This is a genomic window from Bordetella sp. BOR01 (assembly GCF_019218885.1).
Taxonomy (GTDB): Bacteria; Pseudomonadota; Gammaproteobacteria; order Burkholderiales; family Burkholderiaceae_B; genus Bordetella_A.
Map to the genome: position 1 here is coordinate 816,124 of NZ_JAHUWT010000002.1, position 23,365 is coordinate 839,488.

Sequence of the window (23,365 nt, forward strand, 5' to 3'; positions counted from 1 at the left end):
CGAAGGCACGCAAGGGGCTAGCGTCGCGAGGGCAGGCGCAGGCCGGTTTTCTTCAGGATGCGGGTGCTGACCAGCATGTCGTCGGCCAGGGTGGCGCGGCCGAGCAAGGTGCGGATGTGTTCGCGATACTTGTCGATTTCCTCGGCGCTGCGGCCGTGCACCATGGCGAACAAGTTGTAGCGCCAGCCTCGGCGTCGCGGTCTTCTGTAGCAATGGCTGACGAACGCCAGGGCGCCCACTTGCGGACCTAGCCGGTCGATGCGCTCGTCATCGACGTCCCAGACCGTCATGCCGTTGTGCCGGTAGCCCAGCCGGTAGTGATTGGGGACTGCCGCTATCCGGCGGATTGCTCCTGCGTCTTGCAAGCGGCGCAGCAGGGCCAGGACGGCATTGGGGCTCAGGTCCAATTGTTCGGCCAGCCAGCCCCAGGGGTCGGCGACCAGCGGCAGGCCGGCCTCGGTCAGGCGGATCAGGCGCTCGGCCAACAGGGCGTCAGACGGGGAAATGCAGGCCGACATGGTAGGTCTGTTCTTTGGGCAGGTTGAGGACATCGAGGCCGGTGCGTTGTTCGATACGCTCGATGACGCGTGGGATATCGCTAGGGGCGCTACAGGCCAGCACGAACCACATGTTCCACGCGTGATCGCGCTGGTAGTTGTGGGCCACTTCGGGGATATCGGCCAGCATTGCGGCAACCTCGTCGAAGCGCGACGGCGGTACGCACAGCGCCGCGAGGGTGAAGGCACCACCGAGACGCTCGATATCGAACATGGGGCCGAAGCGGGTCAGCGTGCCGTCTTCCAGCCAGCCCTGCACACGCGCGCGCAGTTCGCGCGGGGGCACGCCCAGGCGTCCGGCAATGGCCTCCCAGGGGCGGGGTATCAGCGGCAGCCCATGCTGCAGCAAATCGAGCAAGCGTCGGCCGAGTTCATCCATGACGGTCTCCGGGGGCATAGCGGCCGCCGCATTGCTTGAACGCCCGGGTACTGAACAGTAACTGGTGCGGCAGGGCGTGCAGGCCCAGTTGCCGCAGCAGCATGTCGACCCGCTGGCGTACTTCATCGCGCTGGCGGCCATGCACCATGCAGAACAGGTTGTAGGGCCAGTCGGGCAGGCGACGAGGGCGTTGGTAGCAAAGGTTGATACCGGGCGCGAGGCCCAGGCGCCGGCCGGCTTCGTCGACCTTGCGATCCGGGACGTCGAGCACCAGCATGGCATTGGCGCGAAATCCCAGTGCGCGGTGATTCAGCACCAGGCCTACGCGGCGGAACAGGCCAGTGTCGTTCCAGTGCAATACCTGGGCTAGCACGGCGGTTTCCGTGGCGCCGATCTGTTCGGCCAATAGCTGATACGGGCGCTCGGCCAGGGGCAGGCCGGCTTCGAGCAGCCGGCGCAGTTGTATTGCCTGGACAGGCGCCAGCGCGGCAGGTCGAGTCATTGCGCGGCCTCAAGGGGAAAGCCCAGGTCGATGCGGTAGGCCTGGACCATGGGCAGGTCCAGTGGCGCCAGGCCGGTATCGGCGGCGAGCTCTGCCAGGATCTGGTCGATGCGCACGCGATCCGGCGCGGTGATGACGAACCACAGGTTGTAGCGGTGCTCACGCAGGTAGTTGTGGTTGACTTCGGGATACTGGCTGATGCGTTCGGCGACGGTTTCCACCTCGTGCGGTGCCACGGGCAGGGCGGCGAGGGTGCTGGCACCGGCTTGGCGATGCTCGAAGACCGGGCCGATGCGACCCAGCACGCCGGCTTCCTGCAGGCGGTGCAGGCAGTCCAGCAACTGCGGTTCGCCGCAGCCCAGGGCCTGTGCCATTGCCTGGTAGGGGCGTGCGCATAAGGGCATGCCGTGCTGGTAGGCATTCGCTATTTGCAGCGACAAGTCGTCGAGCATCGACTCACAAGCCTGTTGCATGGGCACGGCTGGAAAAGAAAATGCCACTGGGACTGGCGGCAGGCAGCCGGGCGACGCGTTCGAGCCGGTACGGGTCCCACACCTGCACTTCCTCGCCGTCGCGGACGGATACCCAGACCTGGTCGCCGCGCGCGGTGAACTCCATGTGCAGCACGGCGGGGCCCGGTTCCAGCGTGGTGATGATACGCAGGCTTTCGGTATCGATGACCTGGATCAGGTGGTTGTCGGGGTAGGCGAAATTCACCCATACTTGCCGGCCGTCGGGCCGGGCCATGACGAAGACGGGTTGCCCCGCGACGTCGATGGCGGCGGTCTGTTGCCAGCTTCCGGTGTTCATGACCAGCACCTGATGGTGGCCGACCGCGGGCACGAAAGTCTGGTCGCCGGCAACCGTCCAGCCCTCGAGGTGCGGCATCTTGTACACAGGCAACTTGCGCTCGCCCCGGCCGTAGTGCTCGAGCACCCGCCGCACGCCGTGCTCGGGATGCCAGAGATCCAGTTGCGCCATGCCGTTCTCGCCGAACAGGCCCGCCAGGTAGTAGCGGCCGTCAGGCGTGAGCAACGCATCGTACGGTTGGTTGCCGATGCCGGTGTGACGGGTGACGATGGGCTCGCTTCCCTGGCTGAAGTCGGCGACCCAGATCTCGCCGGTATCGAACAGGCTATATATGAAACGCTGGCCGGGAGCGTCCGCCACTCCGACCACGCGCGACCGGCGATCGCCGCCGGGCATCAGGGTGGCTGGAATATCGGCCACCTGCTCCAGGGTGCGCGCATCGAATACCTTGACGCCGCCCGGGTCGTAGTTGCCCACGGCGATCAGCGTGCCGTCCTGGCTGATGGCGCCGCCGATGCTGTTTCCGCCTTGCACGACACGCTGGTCGATGCGCCGCGTCAGCAAGTCGACCTTGGTCAGGCCGCCGTCGCGGCCGAATACATAGGCGTAGCGCTGGTCGCGCGAAAACACGACCGAGGCGTGCGACAGGTCGCCCAGGCCTTCTACGCGGCCGAGGCTGGTGCGCGAGGTGCTTTCGACAATCTGCAGGCTGCCAGTGCCGCGTTCGACCACGACGCCCAGATCGCCAGTGCCGCGCAGCGGCGGTTGCGCGCAGCCGGCCAGCAACAAGCCGGCCAGCAGGATCAACAGGGGGCGCATCATTTGGGGGGGTATCCTTGCAGAAGCCGGTCGGCCAGCCAGGCGATGTCTTGCTCGTCGAGCAGGGCGTCCCAGTTGGGCATGGGCGTGCCCGGGCGGCCGAGGGTGATGGTGGCGATCAGGAGTTCACGCGGCTTGCCTGCCAGCGCCTGGCGGGTCAGTGGCGGCCCCAGGCCACCGGTCATGCGCAGGCCATGGCATGAACCGCAGTCTTGCCGCAGCAAGTGCTCGAGCTGGCCTTGCCTCGGCATGTCGGGCTCGGCCTGGGCGACGCCCGGCAAGCAGCAGGCCATCAGGATGCCTGCCAGGCCGGTTGCCGTATGGAAGAGGCGTGCCATGGAGTTTGCCGGTTGACGTTTGCAGGCCGGGTGGGCTACTGGCGCGCCGCGGTAATGTCGGCCGCCGTGTCGATGCCCAGGTGATAGCCCAGCGATACGTGGTGGTAGCGTCCGGCACTGTTGTCGTCGTGGATGGCCAGGCCGAAGTTGTAGGTCTTGCCCGGTTCGAGCAGGACATCGCCCTCGCCGCCGGAAAACTTGCGGGTGAACTCCACCACCCAGGTGTCGCCCACGAGCTTGCCTTGCGCCCCGACCAGCGCCTGGCCGCCTTGCATGACGCGCTCAGTGGCGATATGGCCGTCGTAGGCCCTGTTCTCGCCGCTGCGCCACTGGTTCAGGTCGTAGAAGATGCCATCGGCCAGCGAGCCGCCCTTGACGTACTTGGTCTTGCTGTCGTTTGCACCGGGCATGGTGCGCGCGTCGCCATGGCAGGCTCCCCAGCAGCCGCCGGGCTGGGCCAGTTCGACCTTGTCGCCGGCCTCGAGCATGTAGGCGATCTTGACGGGGTTGTCGGCGTCCAGCTTTGCGGCGCCCGAAGCCTTGGGCTGGGCCCAACTGAAGCGCAGGTAAAGGTGCTGGCCATCATGGGTGGCCTGGACCCTGACATCGATCGAGGGGGCCTTGCCGGCAATGGGGCTGGGCTCGAGCTTTTTGCCGCCCACGATCAACTGGCCCATGTTGGCGATTTCCTCTGAATGGCAGTCGACGCAGGTTTCGCCTTTTTTCAGGGCGCGCGCGCCACCGTGCTCGGTGCCTTTGGTGATCCATTCCACGGCCGATGTTCCCGGGTAGAACAAGGTGATCTCGGTAGCCTTCACGGCGTTCCAATCGGCGGGGGCGCCGGCCTGTGCGGCAACGGCCGCCAGGGCGAGCGCGGCGCCAGCGGCGCCGGACAACAGGGTGTTCTTCATGCCAGGTTCCTTGTCGATCATGCTTGCGGCAGCGCCGCTACTCTTCGTCTTCGTCGGTCATGCCTTGCGGCTTGTGATGAGCTATGCCTTTGTGACAATCAATGCATGTCATGCTGTCTTCGATAGCCATCTCGTGCTGTTTGCGCGCCCGCTGCTTCTGCGATTCGCTGTTCATGCTGGCAAGGCTGTGGCAGTTCCGGCATTCGCGGGAGTCGGACGCCTTCATGCGCCGCCATTCATGGCGCGCCATTTCCAGGCGCTTGGCTTCGAACTTCTCGCGCGTGTCGATGGTGCCAACCAGCTTGCCCCACAATTCCTTCGATGCCTGGACCTTGCGGATCATCTTGTAGGTCCAGTCTTTGGGCACGTGGCAATCGGGGCAGGTGGCGCGTACACCCGTACGGTTGGTGTAGTGGATGGTTTCCTTGTATTCGGGGTACACGTTGTCGCGCATTTCGTGGCACGAAATGCAGAATGTCTCGGTGTTGGTGGCTTCCAGGGCAGTATTGAAACCGCCCCAAAGAACAACGCCCAGTACGATGCCGGCCAGCAGCAGGGTAGCGATCGAATACCTTTTGCTGGGGCGACGCAGCAGGGCGAAGATGCCTTTCTTGCCGTTTGGGTGTGTCATGGTGGATTAGGCGGTTCCCCGAGCAGGGGAACCGCCGGCAGGTGGAAAACGGCGCCGATCAATAAACGTCGTGCATGGTGTTGTAGACGTTGAACTTGCCTGTGGGCGTGACAACAGCCGGATCGGTGATGACGCGCTTTAGCTTCAGGGTCTTGTCGTCGTAGATCACGATGGCGGACTGATCGGTCTTGCCGCCCCACAGCGAGATCCAGACCTCGTTGCCCGCCTCGTTGTATTCGGGTTGCACGGCGCGACGGATGGCCTTGCTTTCCGGCAGCCCGGAATCCTTGGCGACGTTGAGCCGGGTAGGCGGCTTGGACAGGTCGTCGAGGTTGAACACGTAAACCGATTCGGCGACTTCGCGTTCCGGGTTCATGGGAGCGTCGGCCCAGAAGTGCCTGGATTTCGGATGGGTCTTGACGAACAGGTTGCCGGCGCCCGGCATCTTGAGCTCTTGCACCACCTTCCAGTTGTGTTCCTTGAACTTGGCGTGCTCGGGCTTGTCGGAAGCAGTGGAAATCAGCGAGACCACTTCATCGCCCAGGTGGCCGGTTGCCCATACTGGACCGAACTGCTTGTGCATGAAGTTGGCGCCTCGACCCGGGTGGGGAATCTTGGCGGTGTCGACCAGCGCAGCCAGCTTGCCTGTCTTGGTGTCTGCCACGGCAACCTTGTTCGAGGCATTGGCAGCCACCATGAAGTAGCGTCCGGATGCATCCCAGCCACCGTCGTGCAGGAATTTCGCCGATTCGATGGCGGTGGTTTTCAGGTTCTTCAGGTCGGTGTAGTCGACCAGCAGGATCTGGCCGGTTTCCTTGACGTTGACGACCCATTCGGGCTTTTGCAGCGAGGCCACGATGGATGCCACGCGCGGTTCCGGATGGTATTCGCCATCGACCGTCTGGCCGCGGGTGGACACTACCTTGATGGGTTCGAGGGTTTCGCCGTCCATGATGGAATACTGGGGCGGCCAGTAGGTGCCGCCGATCAGGTACTTGTCTTCGTAGCCCTTGAACTTGGACACGTCGACCGAGCGTGCATCGGAGCCCAGGCGTACCGTCGCCACGGTGGTGGGTTCTTCGAACCACATGTCGATGACGGTCGTCAGGCCGTCGCGGCCCACGGTGTAGACATAGCGGCCCGAGGCAGACAGGCGCGAGATGTGCACGGCGTAGCCGGTATCCAGGATCTTCCAGATCTTGTGGGTATCGCCATCAACCAGGGCAAGCTTGCCGGCATCGCGCAGCGTGATGGCAAAGACGTTCTTCAGGTTGATCTTGTTCATCTGCTTGGTGGGACGCTCGGCCACCGGAACGATCAGCTTCCAGCTGTCTTTCATGTCCTGCAAGGAGAACTCGGGCGGCACGTCGGGCGTTTGCTGGATATAACGCGCCATCAGGTTGACTTCCTGCTCGGTCAGGATGTCGTCGTAGTTGACCATCCCGCCGTCGGTGCCGTAGGCAATGATGTTTTCCAGCCGCTTGGTACCCAACTGCAGCGTGCCGCCTTCGATCTTGGCACCGTCGGCCTGGGTCTGGGTCCAGTGGGGTTCCAGGTTCTTGCCCGTGGCACCCTTGCGCAGGACACCGTGACAGCCAGCGCAGCGTTCAAAATAGATTTGCTTGGCGGTTTCTTTTTCGGCATCGGTCATGGCCGGCGCATTGGCAAGAGCGCCCGCTGTGCCCAGCAACGAAATACTGGCAATGAGGCTTGCCAGGAGGGTCTTTTTTGGACTGGTCATAGGTACTTCTCCTTAGGAAGCGCTTGCTGCGACTCCGGGTCACGGCGTTGTGGGTGATCGAGGGAACTGTGCGCTCTTTGGCCGGATCGTACTGAAGCGCCTGGACTCTACGCTTGACTGCAATCAATTGAGGTAGCGCGGCGTTGACTGCAATCAAGTCCTGTCTTCACGCGCCTTGAGAAGCGCGTTGGCCAGCAGGTAAGGTGGCCCCTGATCCAGGACAGAACACAGGAATCAGCATGGTCAACTCCGCGGCCTACGAGCCTGCGCCGGCAGCGCCCGACGCGCCTTATTACCAGCCGCTGGGCAATGAGGCGCAGTTGTTCGAGCAGGCATGGCGGCACGGCATGCCGGTGCTGGTCAAGGGCCCCACCGGTTGCGGCAAGACCCGCTTCGTGCAGCACATGTCGCATCGCCTGGGCCTGCCGCTGTACACCGTGGCGTGCCATGACGATCTCAGCGCCACCGACCTGGTCGGGCGCCACCTGATCGGCGCCGCCGGCACCTGGTGGCAAGACGGCCCCCTGACCCGGGCGGTACGTGAAGGCGGCATCTGCTACCTGGACGAGATTGTCGAGGCCCGGCAAGACACCGCCGTGGTGCTGCATCCCCTGGCCGACGATCGCCGCGAGCTGTACGTCGAGCGCACCGGCGAAACCTTGCGGGCGCCGCCCGGGTTCATGCTGGTGGTGTCGTACAACCCGGGCTACCAGAATCTGCTCAAGGGCATGAAGCCCAGCACGCGCCAGCGTTTCGTGGCGTTGCGCTTCGGCTACCCGCCGGCGGCCGAAGAGCGCCGTATCGTGGCCGCCGAGGCGCAGGTCGGTGAAAGCCTGGCGGCCCGCATCGTCGATCTGGGGCAGGCGCTGCGCCGGCTGGAACACCACGACCTGGAAGAAGTGGCGTCGACCCGCCTGCTGATCTTTGCGGCCCGCATGATCGCCAGCGGCATGTCCGTGCGCGACGCCTGCCTGGCTTGCCTGGCCGAACCCTTGTCCGACGACCCCCAGACGGTCGCGGCGCTGATGGAAGTGGTGGATGTCCACTTCGCTTGAGGCCAGTCCGGATGCCGCCCGGCGCCTGCCAGGCGACCTGGCGATGTGGATTTTCATCCTGGCCGAACTGGCCGTGTTTGGCATCCTGGTGCTGGCCTTTGTGGTTGCCCAGGCGTTGCAGGCCGAACAGTTCCATGCCGGCCGCCAGGTGCTGGATACCTCTATCGGGTTGGCCCTGACCCTGAGCCTGCTGACAGCCGGATGGCTGGCCGCCCAGGCCGTGGCCAGGGTACGGCAGGGCCGTGGCGGCGCGGCGCCGCTGCTGTGCGTGGCGCTGGGGGCGGCGTCCTGCTATGTAGCGTTGAAGCTGAACGAGTACCGCCACCTGGGGCGGCTTGGCCTGGGGCTGGAACATGACACGTTCTTCACCTTGTACTGGATCCTGACCGGCTTTCACTTCCTGCATGTGCTGCTTGGCATGCTGATACTGGCATGGCTGGCCTGGCGCTGCCGGGCGGGAGCGTACGGGCCGGGCCATTGCCGCGGCATGGAATCGGGCGCGCTGTACTGGCACATGGTCGATCTGGTCTGGGTGTTGCTGTTTCCCGTGGTGTACCTGCTGGGTTGAGCATGAGCGAAACCGTACGCTTGCTGTGCTATTGGCTGGGGCTGGTAGTGCTGACCGTGGCCACGGTCAGCGCAGCCGGCGGCGCGGCGCTGCCATCCCTGCAGGGTTGGGTGATTGCCCTGGCGGTGGCCAAGGCATGGCTGGTCATCGATGGGTTCATGGAACTGCGGCACGCGCCGCGCGCCTGGCGCCTGTTGTTGCTGGCGTGGCCGCTTGCCATGGCGGCGGGCGTGTTGCTGGCCGGGTACTTGCCCGGCCGTTGAAGACCGGCGGCCAGCGGCGCGGCGACTACTTTTGTTTCTTGATTGCAGTCAAGCGGGCCCGGGGTGCCCGCTTTCTAGAATGATGTCCACCTATAGCCAAGAGGGGCCATCATGCAGGAAACCTTCACCAAAGGCATGGCCAGGAATATCTATTTCGGGGGAAGTGTGTTCTTCATCCTGATATTCCTGGCCCTGACTTTCCATACCGAAAAACACTTTCCAGAAAGTACGAACCAAGACCAGATGACCGAGGCCGTCGTGCGCGGCAAACTCGTCTGGGAGCAGAACAATTGCGTCGGCTGTCACACGATACTGGGCGAAGGCGCGTACTTTGCACCCGAGCTCGGCAATGTGTTCGAGCGCCGCGGCGGCGAACAGGATTTCAATTCGTTCCTGCATGCCTGGATGAGCGCCCAGCCCCTGGGCGTGCCGGGCCGTCGCGCCATGCCTCAGTTCCATCTGTCCGAACGGGAAGTGAACGACCTGGCCGAGTTCCTGAAATGGACATCGAAGATCGACAACTACAACTGGCCACCAAACCGTGAGGGCTGAATCATGACCGCCGTCAATCCGCATCTGAAGTTCGCCTCGCAGGCCGTTGCGAAGCCCTATTTCATTTTCGCCCTGATCCTGTTCGCGGGGCAGATTCTGTTCGGCCTAGTCATGGGCCTGCAGTACGTCGTGGGCGATTTCCTGTTTCCACTCATTCCGTTCAACGTCGCGCGCATGGTGCATACCAACCTGCTCATCGTGTGGCTGCTGTTCGGTTTCATGGGGGCCGCCTACTACCTGATACCCGAAGAGGCCGACCGCGAGCTGCATAGCCCCAAGCTGGCGCTGGTGCTGTTCTGGGTATTCGCCGTCGCCGGCGTGCTGACCATCCTGGGTTACCTGCTGCTGCCGTATGCAGGCCTGGCCGCTGTCACAGGCAACGACGTGCTCCCCACCATGGGCCGCGAATTCCTCGAGCAGCCCACCATTACCAAAGCCGGCATCGTGGTGGTCGCCCTGGGTTTCCTGTATAACATCGGCATGACCATGCTCAAGGGCCGCAAGACGGCCATCAGCATGGTCATGATGACGGGCCTGATCGGCTTGGCCGTGTTGTTCCTGTTCTCGTTCTACAACCCCGAAAACCTGGCGCGCGACAAGTTCTACTGGTGGTGGGTCGTGCACCTGTGGGTCGAAGGGGTGTGGGAACTGATCATGGGCTCCATCCTGGCATTCGTGCTGATCAAGATCACCGGCGTCGACCGCGAAGTGGTCGAGAAATGGCTGTATGTCATCATCGGCATGGCACTCATCACGGGCATCATCGGTACCGGCCACCATTACTTCTGGATCGGTGCGCCGGGCGTCTGGCTGTGGCTGGGCTCGATATTCTCGGCCCTGGAACCCCTGCCGTTCTTTGCCATGGTGCTGTTCGCCTGGAACATGATGAAGCGGCGTCGCCGTCAACACCCGAATCGCGCCGCGTCGTACTGGGCAATCGGCACTACGGTCACGGCCTTCCTGGGGGCCGGTGTCTGGGGGTTCATCCATACCCTCGCACCGGTCAACTACTACACCCACGGCACGCAGCTTACCGCGGCGCACGGCCATCTGGCGTTCTACGGCGCCTACGTCATGATCGTGCTGACCATGATCTCGTACGCCATGCCGCGCTTGCGCGGGTTGGGTGAAGCCCCGCCGGCCTCGGCGCAGCGCATGGAACTGTGGGGTTTCTGGTTGATGACGATCTCGATGCTGGCGATCACGCTACTGCTGACAGCGGCTGGCGTGGTGCAGGTATGGTTGCAGCGTTTGCCTGCAGACCCGGCAGCCATGTCGTTCATGAATACCATGGACCAGCTCGCGCTGTTTTTCTGGCTGCGCCTGGTGTTCGGGGTGACCTTCCTGGTAGGCCTGGTGTGCTACTTGCTCAGCTTCCGGCAGCGCGGTAGTGCTGCCACTCAGCAAGCCCTGGCCGGCGCCGCTTAAGGCGAATTCGCTACATCCATGGAACGGCCCGGCGCATGGTCGCGGGGCCGTTTTCCATTTTTATGTGGCATGCAAGAAAGGTAAAGGCTTGGGCTTCGAACTGGAAGAATGGGTTGGAGGAATCTGGCATCGCTTCATCACGCGTCAGGCCAGCCGCGAGTTTCCCTCCGCGCGGGTTTTGTTGCCCGACATGCAGCGCACGCTGGCCGTGCTGTTTCGAGCCATGGGTGGTGCCGGAGGCGTTGCCCTCGAGGCCGCCGATCATCGCAGCCTGACATCAAGGCGCAGCCTGTTGCAGCACATCGCCGGCGCAGGCCGCCAAGGGGCGGTGGCCTGGTGCGATGCCGATACATTGCGCCTGCCCAGTCACCTGGCGGTGTATCCCGAGGCCACGCTGAACGCCGAGCTTTATCGCTGGCTTGCCTTGCTGGCCGGGCAGGCACGCGGCATGCGGCACTGGGGCCGTGACAACCAACACTGGACGCATGCCTTGTTGCAGCGGTATCCGGCGTTGCGGCCAAGATACCGGCGCCTGGTGGATGCCCACATGCAATGGAGGCCCGACCCGTCGAGCTTGCGGCGCGACGAGGCGGCATTGGAACGCGCGGTGCGCCAGGCGCTGCACGAGCCCGGCAGCGTTGCCGATTTTCCGCGTAGCGAGCGTGCGCCGTGGCCGGTCCCCATGTGGTTGTACCCGCCACAGCAGGCCAGCCAGCCGCAGGCAACCGACCTGGATACGGAGCCGGGTGGAGAACAGGCTTCCACCAACACCAGCACGGCAACGCGCAAGCGCGCTTCCCGGGTGGACGATCACAGCGGTAAAGACGGGTTGTTGCTGATACGCCTGGAGAACCTGTTCAGTTGGTCCGAACACGTAGACCTGGACCGACGCGGAGACGACAGCGAGAATCCCGATGCCGCACGGGCGGCGAACGACTTGGATGAACTGGCGATCTCGCGGCGGCGCATGCGCCAGGGCGGTGGCCTGAAGCTGGATCTGGACCTGCCGCCCGCCGATGTGGATGACCTGCCGCTGGGCGGCCTCATGACCTTGCCGGAATGGGATTACCGGCGGCAGCGCCTGCAAGGCAATTTCGTGCAGGTGCAGATGATGTCGCCGCGTCAGTCGTCGCCCGCGGGGCTGCCGCTGCGGCTGGCATCTTTGGCCCGGCGCTTGCGCCGGCAATTCGAGCATCTGCGCAGTGATCGCCAATGGCTGCGCCAGCAACCCCTGGGCACCGAGCTGGACATGCAGGCGTGGATCGATTTTCAAGTCGAACGCCAGCATGGGCATTGTGCCGAGCGCGGCTGGTTTCAGGAACGCCGGCAAACCCGCCGCGACATGGCTTGCCTGCTGTTGGCCGACTTGTCGATGTCCACCGATGCCCACCTGGATGACCAGCATCGCGTCATCGACGTCATCGCGGACAGCCTGCTGCTGTTCGGCGAGGCGCTGTCGGCGGTGGGCGATCCGTTTGCGTTGTACGGATTTTCATCATTGCGCCGCCAGCAAGTGCGCATGCTGGAATTGAAGACCTTTCGCCAGCGCTATGGTGACGAAACGCGGGGCCGTATCCAGGCGTTGCGCCCGGGTTACTACACGCGCATGGGCGCCGCTTTGCGGCAGGCCACGCGCCTGTTGGCGGCCAGCCCATCCCGGCGCAAGCTGCTGCTGCTGGTTACCGACGGCAAGCCCAACGACCTGGACCGCTACGAGGGCCGCTATGGCGTGGAAGACACACGCCAGGCCGTGATCGAGGCACGGCGGCAGGGCTTGCTGCCGTTTTGCATCACCATCGACCGCGAGGCCGGCAGCTATCTGCCCTACATGTTCGGCGCCCATTGCTATACGCTGATAAGGCAGCCGCAACAGTTGCCGTACCGCTTGCCGCAGTTGTACCGCCAACTGACGCAGCCATGACGCCGCGCGATAGCTGATGGCTAGCCCAGGCTGCGCGGAAGCCAGTAAATCATGACGGCGCAGAACAAGGCCAGGCCGGCACAGAACCATTGAAAGCGCCGCAGGCGACGCAGGCGGATGCGTTCGGCTGCCACAGGCAAGGGCATGCCGCAATGCGGGCAGTCTGGCAGCCCGGGCGGTGCGGCTTGCTGGCAGTACAGGCAGTCTGGCATGGCAGTATGCGCGCGAGCGCTATTCGAAGAGTTCCAGGCGCTGGCTGTTCAGCACGCAGATGTGATTACCCTGCTGGGTGATGATGCCTTCGTCGATCAGGTGGCGAATGATGCGCGAGAAAGTCTCTGGCTGGATCGACAAGTGGCCGGCCACCAGCCGTTTGGCCATGGGCAGTTCAAAGCTGTTGCTGTCGGGGCGTCGCGCCAATTGGGTCAGCAGGTAGCGCACCACGCGGTGGGTGGCGTTCTTGAGCGATAGGGTTTCGATCTCGTTGATGCGCTGGTGCAGCCGGATACATAGCTTGCCCAGCAAGGCAAAAGTCAGTTTGCTGTTGTTCCGCAACAGTTCCATGTAGGTGCTGTTCGAGAACCGGTATAGCTGGGACGGCGCTATGGCCTGGGCCGATGCCACGTAATCGGGCGTGTCCATCAGCATCATGGCTTCGGCGAAAGTCTGGCGGCTGCCGATGACATCGAAGACCTTTTCCTGACCGTCGGGCGTAAGGCGATAGACTTTTACAGTACCGGAAATCACAAAGAAGAAGGCATGGGCCGGTTCGCCCTGGTGGAACAGTTTTTCGCCTTTGTCGACGTTGAGCAGCCGGGCCGTTTGCAGCAGGGCGTCGAGTTGCGCTTCGCTCAGGGGTTCGAAAAGATGATGGCTGCGAAGGATCTGGTGATGGACTCGGTGGAGCTGCATGATGGAATAGTGCGGTCAGGACAAGTGGTGCGAGGCTTCAGGTGGGCTCTGGGTGTGTGGGGGCGCTGGCGATGCCCGGCACCACCTGGCAGGGGATGTCGTGCACCGCCAGCGCGTCGAGCGCATCGCGCTTGCAGGTTGCTCCATCGCCAGGCACCAGCAGCAACACGCGTTTGCCCTGCCGGGCGAGTTCAATCAGTTGCCGAGCACAGCATGGTTCTTTGCCGGTGGCGGGGGGGCGCGGGGCGATGCGGTCGGCATCGCGGCGGCACAGGTCGACGATGGTGGCAGGAATCGATGGGCCGCTGATTACCGCGTCGGCCTGTTGCATCAGGCGCAGGGCGCGGAAGGTGAGCAGGTCGGGGTCGCCCGGGCCGATGCCCACCCAGTAGACCTCGCCTGATGGCTGGGGAGCCGCGCCGGCCAGCTTGGCTTCGAGCAGGCGGTGTGCCAGGCCGGGGTGGCCAGCGAGCAGGGCTTCGGCTATCGGGCCCTGGAAGGCGTCTTCCCAGAAAATGCGGCGTTGCTGCACGCTGGGCAGCCATGTCTTGACCTGGCTGCGAAACTGCCTGGCCAGGCCGGCCAGTTGGCCATAACGGGCGGGCAGCCAGCTTTCGAGCTTGGCGCGCACCAACCGGGCCAGCACGGGGGCATGGCCGCCGCTGCTGACGGCCACCATGAGGGGCGATCGATCGACGATGGCGGGGAAGATGGCACTGCACAGGCTGGGCGAATCGACCACGTTGACCGGAATGCCGCGGGCCTGTGCCTGGGCCGATACGGTGGCGTTCAGCGGGCTTTTGTTGGTGGCGGCCACGGCCAGCACCACGCCGTCGAGGTCGCCGCCGATGTAGCTGCGCTGGTGCAGTTCGGTGGCCAAAGGGATAAGTTCGGGATGAATGCGAGGCGCCACTACGCGCAACCGTGCGCCGGCGCTGCAAAGCAGGCGCGCCTTGCGCAGCGCTACGTCGCCGCCGCCGACCAGCAGGACGACGCGACTTTGCAGGGAGTGGAAGAGGGGAAGGAATTCCATGGCGGCCAGGCATCGCGCCTGGGGTGCTTGGCCGGTGTGGCCGGCCACGATGCGCGATGGCACCCAGTGTAAGACCGCCGCATGGATCAGGCGCCGGGCCGGCAGGCCGGCGCCTTGCGAAAAATCATCCGAATGTGAATAAAGGCCTATTCACACTAAGACAGGCCATCAGCGCGGCGTGCTGGCCAATGTTTCGGCGAACTGCGGGACTGAGGCCAGGAAGGTCTTGACCAGGAAGTCGGCGCCGTTGTCGCCGATACCGCCATAGGCATTCACGTCCATTTCGAGCACGGCCTGGTTGCTGGTATCCAGGTAGGCACGGGTCCAGCGATTCTGCGTATTCCAGTCGTTCAGCAGGTTGAGCGGCACGGGCTGGCCGGAGGCGAAGCTGGCGCGCAGCAGCAGGTCGGCGCAGGTCATCTCGATGTCGCAGTCGTTGAATTCGATGCGCAGGCTTTCGGCACCGCTGTCGCCCGGTTCGATGTCAATGACGGGATTGCCGCCGGTGGCTGCGCTGGTCTGGTAGGCAAAGCCCGCCTCGTCCAGGATTTCGCCCAGCAGGTCGGGGTCCAGCGCGCCCAGCAGGGTGCTGTCGGGGCTGGCCGAGTCGTCGTCGCCCAGGTCGCCCACCAAGTTGCCGAACAGCTCGTCGACCGGTATTGGGTTGCCGTTCAGGGTAGCCGCGCCGTCGGCGTAGTGGAAAGCGCCCACCAGGTTGTCGCCGTCGTTCTTGCCGATGCTCAGCATTTCCGCCATGCCGGCCGCGGCGCTGACCTGGTCTGCGGCTTCGGTGGCGGCCTGCTGGGCATCCAGGCCCTGGCTTTGCAGAAGCTGCGCCAACATATCCTGGGCCATTGGCTTGGACAGGATGATCTTCAGATCGAGCGCCTTGATGGCTTGCTGGATCAGGGCCTGGGGGTCGTCGATGGCGGGCGGTTCGGTGTCCAGGGCGGCCGGCTTGGTCAGGTCCAGCGCCAGCGCCAGGTGGCTTTCGCCCTTGGCAGTCTGCCAGGTGACGGGATCCAGCCGCAGCGACGGGTTGCCCGCCAGCATCTGCCTGCCGTATTGCAGCAGCGCCTGGCGGCGCTCGGGCGTCAGGACCTCGGCTGCAGGCGCGTCGCTTTGGCCGATTTCGGTGAAGATTTCGTTGTACAGCTTGGACAGGTCGGCGGTGGCCTGGCCGTCCAGGCGATCCAGTTTCAGGGTGGCCTGGCCCTGGCCGAAATTGCGGCCGTTGACGTCCAATTGGCCTACCTGGTAGTGCATATGCACGTTCAGGCTGGCGCCGCTTTCGGCCAGGCTGGCCGTATAGCCCAGCGATTGCATGGCCACCTTGGTGCCGGTGGCCACGTCTTCGACGTCCAGCCGCTGCACTTGCGCGCTGGAGCTGCCGATGCCGAAGCCGAACTGGCCCTGGCGGCTGTCGATATCCAGGGTGATGCCCGAGGCGTTCATCTTGGCCGGGCGCTCGCTTTGGCTGGCGTCCAGCGCAACTTGCCCGACCTCGATCTTTGCCGTGGAGCTACGCGTGGCCTGAGTGTATTGCCCTTCTGCGTGGGCACCGCTGAAGGTCAGCACATCGCCGTCCTTGCGCAATTCGATGGGCGCCACGCCGGCCGTGCCGGAGGTGTCGCCGTTGTATGACACTACGGTGTCGCTCCAGAACGGCGTGGCGCCCTTGGTCAGTTCGAACAGCGGTTTCAGGTCTTCGTTGGCGAGCAGCTCGGCATGTACGAACGCGAGTTGAGGCAGCCACTTGCCATGCGCGAGCGCTCCTTTGGGAAACGGACCGTGTTCGATGCGCGACACGAATTCCGCCGTGCCTGACGGCAGCCCCTTGGGCGCATTGTCCGTCTTGGTCAGCGAGACGCCGTAGCGGGCCTGGCTGGTGAAGAAATTCCGCTGGTAATCTAGTTGGCGGACTTCAAGGCCGAAGCCCATGCCTGCGAAGGCATCGGCAAGTTTCTGGTTGACTTCTGCCAACCGGGCCGGCGTCTCGGCCTCGATGCGTTTGCCGGTGTACCAGGTAGTGCCCAGCCAGCCTGCCGCCAATACCACAATCACGCCCGCCGTGATCCCCGCTGCCTTTTTCATCGTACCCGTCCGACTTCAGTTATGGATGCGGCCCGGCGGGCATCGCGCGGCCGGCCGGGCTGGGGTGATTACCCGCGGCGAGTATAACGACGCAAGGTAGTGCCGTGGCCGGAGCGACGTTACCAGACGTTTCCGCGCGGGTGCTGCCAAGCCTGCCAAGTGTCTGGCCCAGAAGGCTAGAGCGGGTCTAGCGGGTAGATTGGCCGGCGCACGTGCTTGAACTCGACCTGACTGTAGTCCGAGGTGGTGACGCCCACACCCGTGCACTCGATGATCTCTGTCGCCATGGCGGCGAAGCCCGCCCGCCAATGCACCCGGCTCTTCAGCGCGACATAGCGCTTTTGCAGCGGGTCGATGCCGGCCGACAGCAGGCAGTTGATATCGAAGGGTTCCTGGTGACGCGACACGATCACGATCTGCACGCGGCCGGTATCGAACACGACGGTAAGCCCCGTGTCGTTGCGCACGCCGCGGTACATGGGGCCGCGGTTCAGGTAGACGCCGTCGAACACCAGCTTGACCCGGCCGGTGACCGACAGCGGCTGGCTTTGCTGCTTCAGCGCCGGCATGGGCACCTTGCCTCCCAGTTCCAGGGTGATGTCCGCGCCTACGCCGGCGGCCGCAGCCTGTTGCGCGGCCTGCGGATCGCACAGCGCGTAGAACGCCACGTTGTCGAGCTCTTGGCGCAGGATCTCGGCCAATACGGCAGTGGTATCCATGGTGCCGCCCGAGCCGGTGTTGTCGAAATGATCGAGCAGGATGACCGGGCCTTGCTCGATGGCCTTGGCCCGGGCGATGGCGGGGGCCAGCGGTTCGCAATGGAACACCCATTGTTCGCGGCCATTCCAGGCGGTCTCGAGAAGTTCGTCGCGCAAGCGTTCCGCCGCCGGCAGGTCTGCGTCGGTGCAGATGACCGCGCTCAGGCCGGCTTCGCGGATGTCGGCGTGCGGAAAACCCACGAATACCGATGCCGCCAGCACTTCCCGGGTTTCCAGCGCCTGGCAGCGTGCCTGCAGGGATTTGTTGGGATCGGCATGAGTGCCTTGGCACATGATGTGCGGCAGCATGGGCTTGTTGGCCCAGGTCATCATGGGGCGTATTTCGCCCTTCAGGGCGCGGGCGATGACGCTGGCCGCGCGTATGCCGGCATCGCGGATGTCGACGTGCGGATAGGTGTGGAAACCCGTGACGACAGTGGCGTGCCGCACGATGTCATCGTAGATATTGGCATGCATGTCCAGGGTGACGCCCACCGGCGTATCGGGATCGATCTCGCGCAGCCGGCGCAGCAGATGGCCTTCGGCATCTTCGACGCCCTCGGCCACCATGGCGCCATGCAGATCGAGCAGGATGGCGTCGTAGCCGCCGCGCCGCACTTCGTCGAGCACCAGGTTGCACAGGCGTTCGTAGGTGACCGCATCGGCAGGGGCGCTGGGCCAGGATTCGGCCGCTACTGGCACGACGATCTCGGCGCCTTCGCGCCGCGCGATCTCGATGTAACCGCCCAGGCCGCTGTCGGTGTTTTCGTAGGCGCGGATGGCCCGTTCGCCGGACAGGATCTCCGGGCTGCCACGGAAAAAACGCTCCAGCGGCGTGGGTACCGGGGAGAAAGTGTTGGTTTCGTGCTTGATCATCGCCAGCAGCCAACGCATGGTGTCTTGCTCCAGGTGGATTCAACAGGTGCGGCTCAATCGGGGAAGCGCGCAGCGCTGCGGGGGTGAGCTTCATTCAGCGGACGGAAATTACGGAAATCCCAGCCGCGCCCCGGAGCGGCGTCGATCAGGGCGCGCGTGTATTCGTGTGCGGGTTGGGTCAGCACTACGTCGGCGGCGCCGGTTTCGACGACCAGGCCGCGCTGCATGACCATGATGGTGTCGCAGATCTGTGCGGCCACGCGCAGGTCGTGCGTGATGAACAGCACGCCCACGCCGGTGCGCTGGCGGATCTGTTCCAGCAGTTCGAGCACCTGCGCCTGCACCGAGACGTCCAGCGCCGAGACGGCCTCGTCGGCCACCAGGACTTCGGGTTCCATGACCAGGGCGCGGGCAATGCAGATGCGCTGCCGCTGGCCGCCCGAGAACTGGTGCGGGTAGCGCTGCATGGCGTCGGGGCCCAGCCCCACCACGCGCATTGTTTCGGCTGCCCTGGCCAGCGCGCGCTCGCGCGTTTCGCCGAAATTCAGCAAGCCCTCGATGATGGACTCGCCCACTTTGCGCCGCGGGTTGAGCGACCGGTAGGGATCCTGGAAAACGATCTGGATGCGGCGGCGCACAGGGCGCAGCGCCGCGCCCGACAGGGTGGAGATATCGTCGCCGCCGATCAGCATGCTGCCGGCCGTGGGTTCGATCAAGCGCAGGATGCAGCGCGCCACGGTGGACTTGCCCGAGCCCGATTCGCCCACGATGCCCAGGATCTCGCCCTTGCGCAGCGTCAGGTTGACGTCGTTCGCGGCCAGTACCGTACGCCGGCTGCCGCCCCAGAATGGCCGCTTGTCGGTATAGGTGCGTCCCAGCCCCTTTACGCGCAAGACCGCGTCGCCGGCCGGCGCGTCGCGGCGCACCGGCACCAGGCTGGGTACAGACGACACCAGGCGTCGTGTGTAGCTTTGCTGCGGGCGAGCCAGGATGTCGTCGCGCGTGCCGGATTCGATCAGGTCGCCGCGGTTCATGACGACGATGCGGTCGGCGATCTCGGCCACCACGCCGAAGTCGTGGGTGATGAACAGCACGGCGGTACGGTGCTTGCGCTGCAATTCCTTGATCAACACCAGGATCTGCTTTTGCGTGGTGACGTCCAGCGCGGTGGTGGGTTCGTCGGCGATAAGCAGGCGCGGTTCGAGGATGAGCGCCATGGCGATGACAATGCGCTGGCGCTGGCCGCCGGAAAGCTGGTGCGGGTACGAATCGTAGATGCGTTCGACTTCGGGCAGGTGCACCGAGCGGAACATGTCCAGCACCTTGGCGCGGCGCTGCGCGCGCGACATGCGGCGGTGCAGGCGCAGCACCTCGTCGACCTGCAGGCCCACGGTATGCACCGGGTTGAGCGCCGTCATGGGTTCCTGGAACACCATGGCCATGCGGGTGGCGCGCAGTTCGCGCAGGCGGCGTGGCGAGGCGGTGATGACATCCTCGCCCTCGACCCGCACGGCGCCGCTGGGCAGCAGCACGCCGGGCGGCAACAGGCCCATCACCGCCAGCGAGCTGACCGATTTGCCCGAGCCGGATTCGCCCACCACGCAGACGGTTTCGCCGGCATGCACGTCCAGGCTGAGATTGCGCACGACCCGGTTGCCGGCGCCGGCGACTTCGACCGACAGGTTGCGGATGGCCAGCACGGCATCGGTGGTGTCGCCCGCGGGAGGGTGGGGGGAATAGGGCATGGCGTCAGATCCTACGCACCATCTTGGGGTCGAGCGCATCGCGCAGCGCGTCGCCCAGGATATTGACGCTGAGCACGGTCAGCGACAGGAACAGGCCGGGAAACAGGATCAGGCCAGGCAGCATGCGGAAGTACATGCGCCCTTCGGACATGATGTTGCCCCATGAGGGAATCTCGGGGGGGATGCCAGCCCCCAGGAAGCTGAGGATGGCTTCGGTCAGCATGGCGGACGCGAAGACATAGGTGCCTTGCACGGTGAGGGGGGCCACGGTGCTGGGCACCATGTGGCGCCACAATAGCAGGGGCAGCGGCGTACCCAGCGCCAGCGCGGCCTCGACATAGGGCTCGCCGCGCACGCTGAGGATCTGGCCGCGCACCAGCCGCACCACGCGCGGGATTTCCGGGATGGTGACCGCCACCAGCACGGTGGTCAGGCTGGCGCCCGTCACCGATACCAGCGCGATGGCCAGCAAGATGCCGGGGATCGCCATGATGGCGTCCATGACCCGCATGATGAAGCCGTCGAGCGAGCGGAACCACCCCGCCACCAGGCCGATGACCAGGCCGAGGACTACGCTGATGGCGGCCGCGCCCAGGCCGACGATCAGCGACACGCGCGCGCCGTACACCACGCGTGACCAGATGTCGCGCCCGAAAGCGTCGGTGCCCAGCAGATAGCCGCCGAATGGGGGTTTCAGGCGGTTGCCCGGGTCGAGCGAGGTGGGATTGACCGTACCCAGCCAGGGAGCCAGCAGCGCCGCCGCCACGATCAGCAGCAGCACGACCAGCGCCAGCAGCACCGGCCAGCTTTTCAGCGAGTGGCGCACGCGCCGCCAGGCGGTGGTGCGGGGATCGCCCGGGGGCGCGTCGGTGGCTTGGGCGATGGCGTCCGATTGCGTGGCCATGGTCAGTACCTGATGCGCGGGTCGAACAGCGTGTAGGCGCAATCGACGACCAGATTGATGAAGACGTAGACGAAGGCGAAAAACAGCGTCAGGCCCTGGATGACGGGGTAGTCTCGCGCCAGCACGGCTTCGACCACCAGTCGGCCCAGCCCGGGGATGTTGAACACCGATTCCGTGACCACCACGCCGCTGATCAACAGCGCGATGCCCACGCCCACTACCGTGGCGATGGGCACGGCGGCGTTGCGCAGCGCATGCCCGAGCAGCACCCCGGTTTCACCCAGGCCCTTGGCGCGCGCGGTGCGGATGAAGTCTTCGCCCATGACCTCGATTACGCTGGTGCGCGTGATGCGGGCGATCAGTGCCACATAAATGGTGGATAGCGCCAACGAGGGCAGGATCAGGCGGTGCAAGAAAGGCCAGAAGCCGCCTGACAAGGGCGTATAGCCCTGTATCTTGAACCAGTCGAGCTCGATGGCAAACGCCCAGATCAGCAGGTAGCCGGTGACGAACACCGGTACCGAGAATCCCAGCACCGAGAAGCCCATGACGATGCGGTCGAGCAGCCGGCCCTGGCGCCAGGCTGCCAGGATGCCCAGCGGGATGGCGACCACCAGGGTGAACACCAGGGTCAGCAGCGCCAGGCTGAGCGAGGGCTCGAGCCGTTGGCTGATGAGCTGGCGCACCGGCACGCCCGACATCAGCGATGTGCCGATGTCGCCTTGCACCAGCCGTCCCGCCCACAGGAAGAACTGCTTGAGCAAGGGCTGGTCCAGGCCCATGACCTGGCGGATCTGGTCGATGCGTTCGGGCGTGGCACCATCGCCGGCCATGATGACGGCGGGGTCGCCGGGGCTCAGGCGCAGGATGGCGAAGACGACCACGGCCACCAGCACCAGTACCGGAATGGTGGCCAGCAGGCGGCGCAGGATGAAAGCCAGCATGGGCGGTCCGGGCCTACGGCGCTTTCTTGACGTTCCAGAACGCCATGATGGGCGCGTGCACCAGCCCGCTGAGCTTGATCGTGTATGCCGTGGGCACCGACATCTGCCCCAGCGGCACATACAGGCCTTCGTCGATGCCGATGCGCTGCACTTCGTCGGCGATCTTCTTCTGCTCGGCCGGGTCGGACGTCAGCGCGAACTTGGTGCGCAGGGCTTCGATCTCGGGGAAGTCGGGCCAGCCGAACCAGGCGTTCTCGCCGTTGGCCGAAGCCGGCGCCGAACGTACCGGGTCCATGATGTCGGTGGCGTACCAGTTGGTGTTGTGGATGTTCCAGCCGCCGGCATCGGGCGCGGCCTTGGATGCCCGCCGGGCCACGACGCTTTGCCAGTCCATGGCGGCCAGGTTCACGTTGAAGCCCGCTTTGCGCAGGGCCTGCGCCATGACCACCGGCTGCGGGCTGAGCGTGCCGACGTCGGTGGCATGCATGACCAGGATGGGCGTGTTGTCGTAGCCGGCTTCTTTCAGCAAGGCCTGGGCTTTCTCGATGTTGGACGGAACCACCACGTCTTTGCCGATGTCGCTTTCGAAGGGTGTGCCGCAGCCCCACAGCGAGGCGCAGGTCTGGTAGTACTTGGGATTGCCCACCAGCGCCTTCATGACGTCTTCCTGGCCGATGGCGTACATGGCGGCCTGGCGGATTTTCTTGTTGTTGAAGGGCGGGTACTTGAAGTTGAAGCGGTACATCGTGAAGTAGCCGACCGGGCTGAGCGATTCGACCTTGAAGTCGGAATTGCCATCGAGCATGGGCAGCAAGTCGTACGGGAACTGCTCGACATAGTCGATTTCGCCGCCCATCAGCGCGTTGGCGGTGGTCAGGGCGTCGGGCATGACGTTCCAGACGACTTTGTCGACATTGACGACCTTGCCTCCGGCCAGCCCGCTGGCGGGCTCCTTGCGCGGCACGTAGTCGGTGTTCTTGACGTAGACGGTAGTGACGCCGGGCTTGAATTCGGCCACCTTGAAAGGGCCCGAACCGGTCATGTCGGTGATGGGTGTGCCCACCGGGATTTCGGCGATGCGCTTGGGCATCATGAAGGCGGCCGTGCCGGTGGGTTTGGACAGGGCGCGCAGCGCCAGGTCGGTGGGTTCGGTCATGACGATGCGGAAGGTGTTGTCGTCGACGACATCAATGCTTGCCACGAATTTCAGCAGGGTGCGGCCCATGCCGTCGCCTGCGGCCCAGCGCTTGATCGAGGCCACGCAGTCTTCGGCCTTGACCGGCTTGCCATCGTGCCACTTGAGGCCGGGGCGCAACGTCATGGTGTAGGTCTTGCCGTCGGCCGAGACATCCCACTTGTCGAGCATCTGCGGCTGGATCTTGTTGTCGGCGTCGACGGCCAGCAGGGTGTCGTAGATCATGTAGCCATGCCAGGTCGTGATGTACGCGGTGGTGGCATGAGGGTCGGTAAGCCGCAGCGGCGAATGCATGACCGCCCGGATGACGGTTTCTGCGTGCGCGCCGCCGGCTGCCAAGAGCGCTGCACCGGCCAGGACGGCCACACGGACAATCTTCAGCATGGAAATTCCCCTTTCAGTCGATGGGGCGGCGATAATTGCCGCCGC

The 23,365-nt window shown here is 64.7% G+C and carries 24 protein-coding genes; 6 read left to right on the forward strand and 18 right to left on the reverse strand.

Going from position 1 to position 23,365, the window contains the following annotated elements; translation table 11 throughout:
• Nucleotides 1-17 precede the first annotated feature (17 nt).
• The 9 genes from KW845_RS11620 to KW845_RS11660 are packed head-to-tail and all read right to left on the reverse strand — an operon-like array spanning nucleotide 18 to nucleotide 6,688.
• The gene (locus tag KW845_RS11620; RefSeq protein ID WP_218369371.1) at nucleotides 18-518 is read right to left on the reverse strand and encodes an Lrp/AsnC family transcriptional regulator; all 501 of its coding nucleotides are present in this window, start codon (nucleotides 516-518) and stop codon (nucleotides 18-20) included.
• Nucleotides 493-936 (reverse strand): Lrp/AsnC family transcriptional regulator, encoded by a 444-nt coding sequence (locus KW845_RS11625; protein ID WP_218369372.1) that lies wholly within the window; start codon nucleotides 934-936, stop codon nucleotides 493-495. The genes KW845_RS11620 and KW845_RS11625 overlap by 26 nt, the downstream gene beginning before the upstream one ends.
• Entirely contained in the window at nucleotides 929-1,438 is a 510-nt protein-coding gene (locus tag KW845_RS11630) for an Lrp/AsnC family transcriptional regulator (RefSeq protein ID WP_218369373.1), read from the reverse strand. Before KW845_RS11630 ends, KW845_RS11625 begins: the two co-directional genes overlap by 8 nt.
• Nucleotides 1,435-1,911 (reverse strand): Lrp/AsnC family transcriptional regulator, encoded by a 477-nt coding sequence (locus tag KW845_RS11635; protein ID WP_218369374.1) that lies wholly within the window; start codon nucleotides 1,909-1,911, stop codon nucleotides 1,435-1,437. Before KW845_RS11635 ends, KW845_RS11630 begins: the two co-directional genes overlap by 4 nt.
• Complete coding sequence (locus KW845_RS11640) at nucleotides 1,895-3,070, reverse strand: cytochrome D1 domain-containing protein (protein WP_218369375.1); 1,176 nt, start codon at nucleotides 3,068-3,070, stop codon at nucleotides 1,895-1,897. The genes KW845_RS11635 and KW845_RS11640 overlap by 17 nt, the downstream gene beginning before the upstream one ends.
• Nucleotides 3,067-3,405, reverse strand: a complete 339-nt coding sequence (locus KW845_RS11645) for a cytochrome c (RefSeq protein WP_218369376.1) — start codon at nucleotides 3,403-3,405, stop codon at nucleotides 3,067-3,069. The genes KW845_RS11640 and KW845_RS11645 overlap by 4 nt, the downstream gene beginning before the upstream one ends.
• Before the next feature lie 35 nt (nucleotides 3,406-3,440).
• Nucleotides 3,441-4,316 (reverse strand): ethylbenzene dehydrogenase-related protein, encoded by an 876-nt coding sequence (locus KW845_RS11650; RefSeq protein ID WP_218369377.1) that lies wholly within the window; start codon nucleotides 4,314-4,316, stop codon nucleotides 3,441-3,443.
• Between the two features lie 37 nt (nucleotides 4,317-4,353).
• On the reverse strand, nucleotides 4,354-4,947 hold the full coding sequence (locus tag KW845_RS11655; protein WP_218369378.1) for a NapC/NirT family cytochrome c: 594 nt from the start codon (nucleotides 4,945-4,947) through the stop codon (nucleotides 4,354-4,356).
• 58 nt (nucleotides 4,948-5,005) lie between these two features.
• Nucleotides 5,006-6,688 (reverse strand): cytochrome D1 domain-containing protein, encoded by a 1,683-nt coding sequence (locus tag KW845_RS11660; protein ID WP_218369379.1) that lies wholly within the window; start codon nucleotides 6,686-6,688, stop codon nucleotides 5,006-5,008.
• 239 nt (nucleotides 6,689-6,927) lie between these two features.
• Between KW845_RS11660 and KW845_RS11665 the strand changes: the two genes are divergently transcribed.
• The 6 genes from KW845_RS11665 (at nucleotide 6,928) to KW845_RS11690 (ending at nucleotide 12,475) form a co-directional block, all read left to right on the forward strand.
• A complete protein-coding gene (locus KW845_RS11665; protein ID WP_218369380.1) occupies nucleotides 6,928-7,743 on the forward strand; it encodes a CbbQ/NirQ/NorQ/GpvN family protein in 816 nt (271 codons plus the stop codon).
• Nucleotides 7,727-8,311 (forward strand): cytochrome c oxidase subunit 3, encoded by a 585-nt coding sequence (locus tag KW845_RS11670; protein ID WP_255592560.1) that lies wholly within the window; start codon nucleotides 7,727-7,729, stop codon nucleotides 8,309-8,311. Before KW845_RS11665 ends, KW845_RS11670 begins: the two co-directional genes overlap by 17 nt.
• 2 nt (nucleotides 8,312-8,313) lie before the next feature.
• Entirely contained in the window at nucleotides 8,314-8,574 is a 261-nt protein-coding gene (locus tag KW845_RS11675) for a cytochrome C oxidase subunit IV family protein (RefSeq protein ID WP_218369381.1), read from the forward strand.
• 111 nt (nucleotides 8,575-8,685) lie between these two features.
• On the forward strand, nucleotides 8,686-9,126 hold the full coding sequence (locus KW845_RS11680; RefSeq protein WP_218369382.1) for a cytochrome c: 441 nt from the start codon (nucleotides 8,686-8,688) through the stop codon (nucleotides 9,124-9,126).
• Between the two features lie 3 nt (nucleotides 9,127-9,129).
• Nucleotides 9,130-10,554: a cbb3-type cytochrome c oxidase subunit I gene (locus KW845_RS11685; protein ID WP_218369383.1), complete on the forward strand. Its 1,425-nt coding sequence runs from the start codon at nucleotides 9,130-9,132 to the stop codon at nucleotides 10,552-10,554.
• Nucleotides 10,555-10,642: 88 nt separating this feature from the next.
• Nucleotides 10,643-12,475, forward strand: a complete 1,833-nt coding sequence (locus tag KW845_RS11690; RefSeq protein WP_218369384.1) for a nitric oxide reductase activation protein NorD — start codon at nucleotides 10,643-10,645, stop codon at nucleotides 12,473-12,475.
• A 20-nt stretch (nucleotides 12,476-12,495) separates the two neighbouring features.
• On the opposite strand, the gene KW845_RS11695 is transcribed toward KW845_RS11690, so the two are convergent.
• The 9 genes from KW845_RS11695 to KW845_RS11735 form a co-directional block, all read right to left on the reverse strand.
• Entirely contained in the window at nucleotides 12,496-12,687 is a 192-nt protein-coding gene (locus KW845_RS11695) for a hypothetical protein (RefSeq protein ID WP_218369385.1), read from the reverse strand.
• Nucleotides 12,688-12,706: 19 nt separating this feature from the next.
• Nucleotides 12,707-13,387 carry a Crp/Fnr family transcriptional regulator gene (locus KW845_RS11700; protein WP_218369386.1) on the reverse strand — a complete coding sequence of 227 codons (681 nt, stop codon included), beginning with the start codon at nucleotides 13,385-13,387 and terminating at the stop codon, nucleotides 12,707-12,709.
• Nucleotides 13,388-13,424: 37 nt separating this feature from the next.
• Nucleotides 13,425-14,420 (reverse strand): NAD(P)-dependent oxidoreductase, encoded by a 996-nt coding sequence (locus KW845_RS11705; protein WP_218369387.1) that lies wholly within the window; start codon nucleotides 14,418-14,420, stop codon nucleotides 13,425-13,427.
• Between the two features lie 168 nt (nucleotides 14,421-14,588).
• Nucleotides 14,589-16,514, reverse strand: coding sequence for a DUF945 family protein (locus KW845_RS11710; protein WP_218369388.1), 1,926 nt, complete (start codon nucleotides 16,512-16,514; stop codon nucleotides 14,589-14,591).
• Nucleotides 16,515-16,690: 176 nt separating this feature from the next.
• Nucleotides 16,691-18,166: a M81 family metallopeptidase gene (locus KW845_RS11715; RefSeq protein ID WP_218369389.1), complete on the reverse strand. Its 1,476-nt coding sequence runs from the start codon at nucleotides 18,164-18,166 to the stop codon at nucleotides 16,691-16,693.
• A 35-nt stretch (nucleotides 18,167-18,201) separates the two neighbouring features.
• Nucleotides 18,202-19,893 carry an ABC transporter ATP-binding protein gene (locus KW845_RS11720; protein WP_218369390.1) on the reverse strand — a complete coding sequence of 564 codons (1,692 nt, stop codon included), beginning with the start codon at nucleotides 19,891-19,893 and terminating at the stop codon, nucleotides 18,202-18,204.
• Between the two features lie 4 nt (nucleotides 19,894-19,897).
• Nucleotides 19,898-20,797 carry an ABC transporter permease gene (locus KW845_RS11725; RefSeq protein WP_218369391.1) on the reverse strand — a complete coding sequence of 300 codons (900 nt, stop codon included), beginning with the start codon at nucleotides 20,795-20,797 and terminating at the stop codon, nucleotides 19,898-19,900.
• 2 nt (nucleotides 20,798-20,799) lie between these two features.
• Nucleotides 20,800-21,741, reverse strand: coding sequence for an ABC transporter permease (locus KW845_RS11730; protein WP_218369392.1), 942 nt, complete (start codon nucleotides 21,739-21,741; stop codon nucleotides 20,800-20,802).
• Between the two features lie 13 nt (nucleotides 21,742-21,754).
• Nucleotides 21,755-23,320, reverse strand: a complete 1,566-nt coding sequence (locus tag KW845_RS11735) for an ABC transporter substrate-binding protein (protein ID WP_218369393.1) — start codon at nucleotides 23,318-23,320, stop codon at nucleotides 21,755-21,757.
• Between the last annotated feature and the right edge of the window lie 45 nt (nucleotides 23,321-23,365).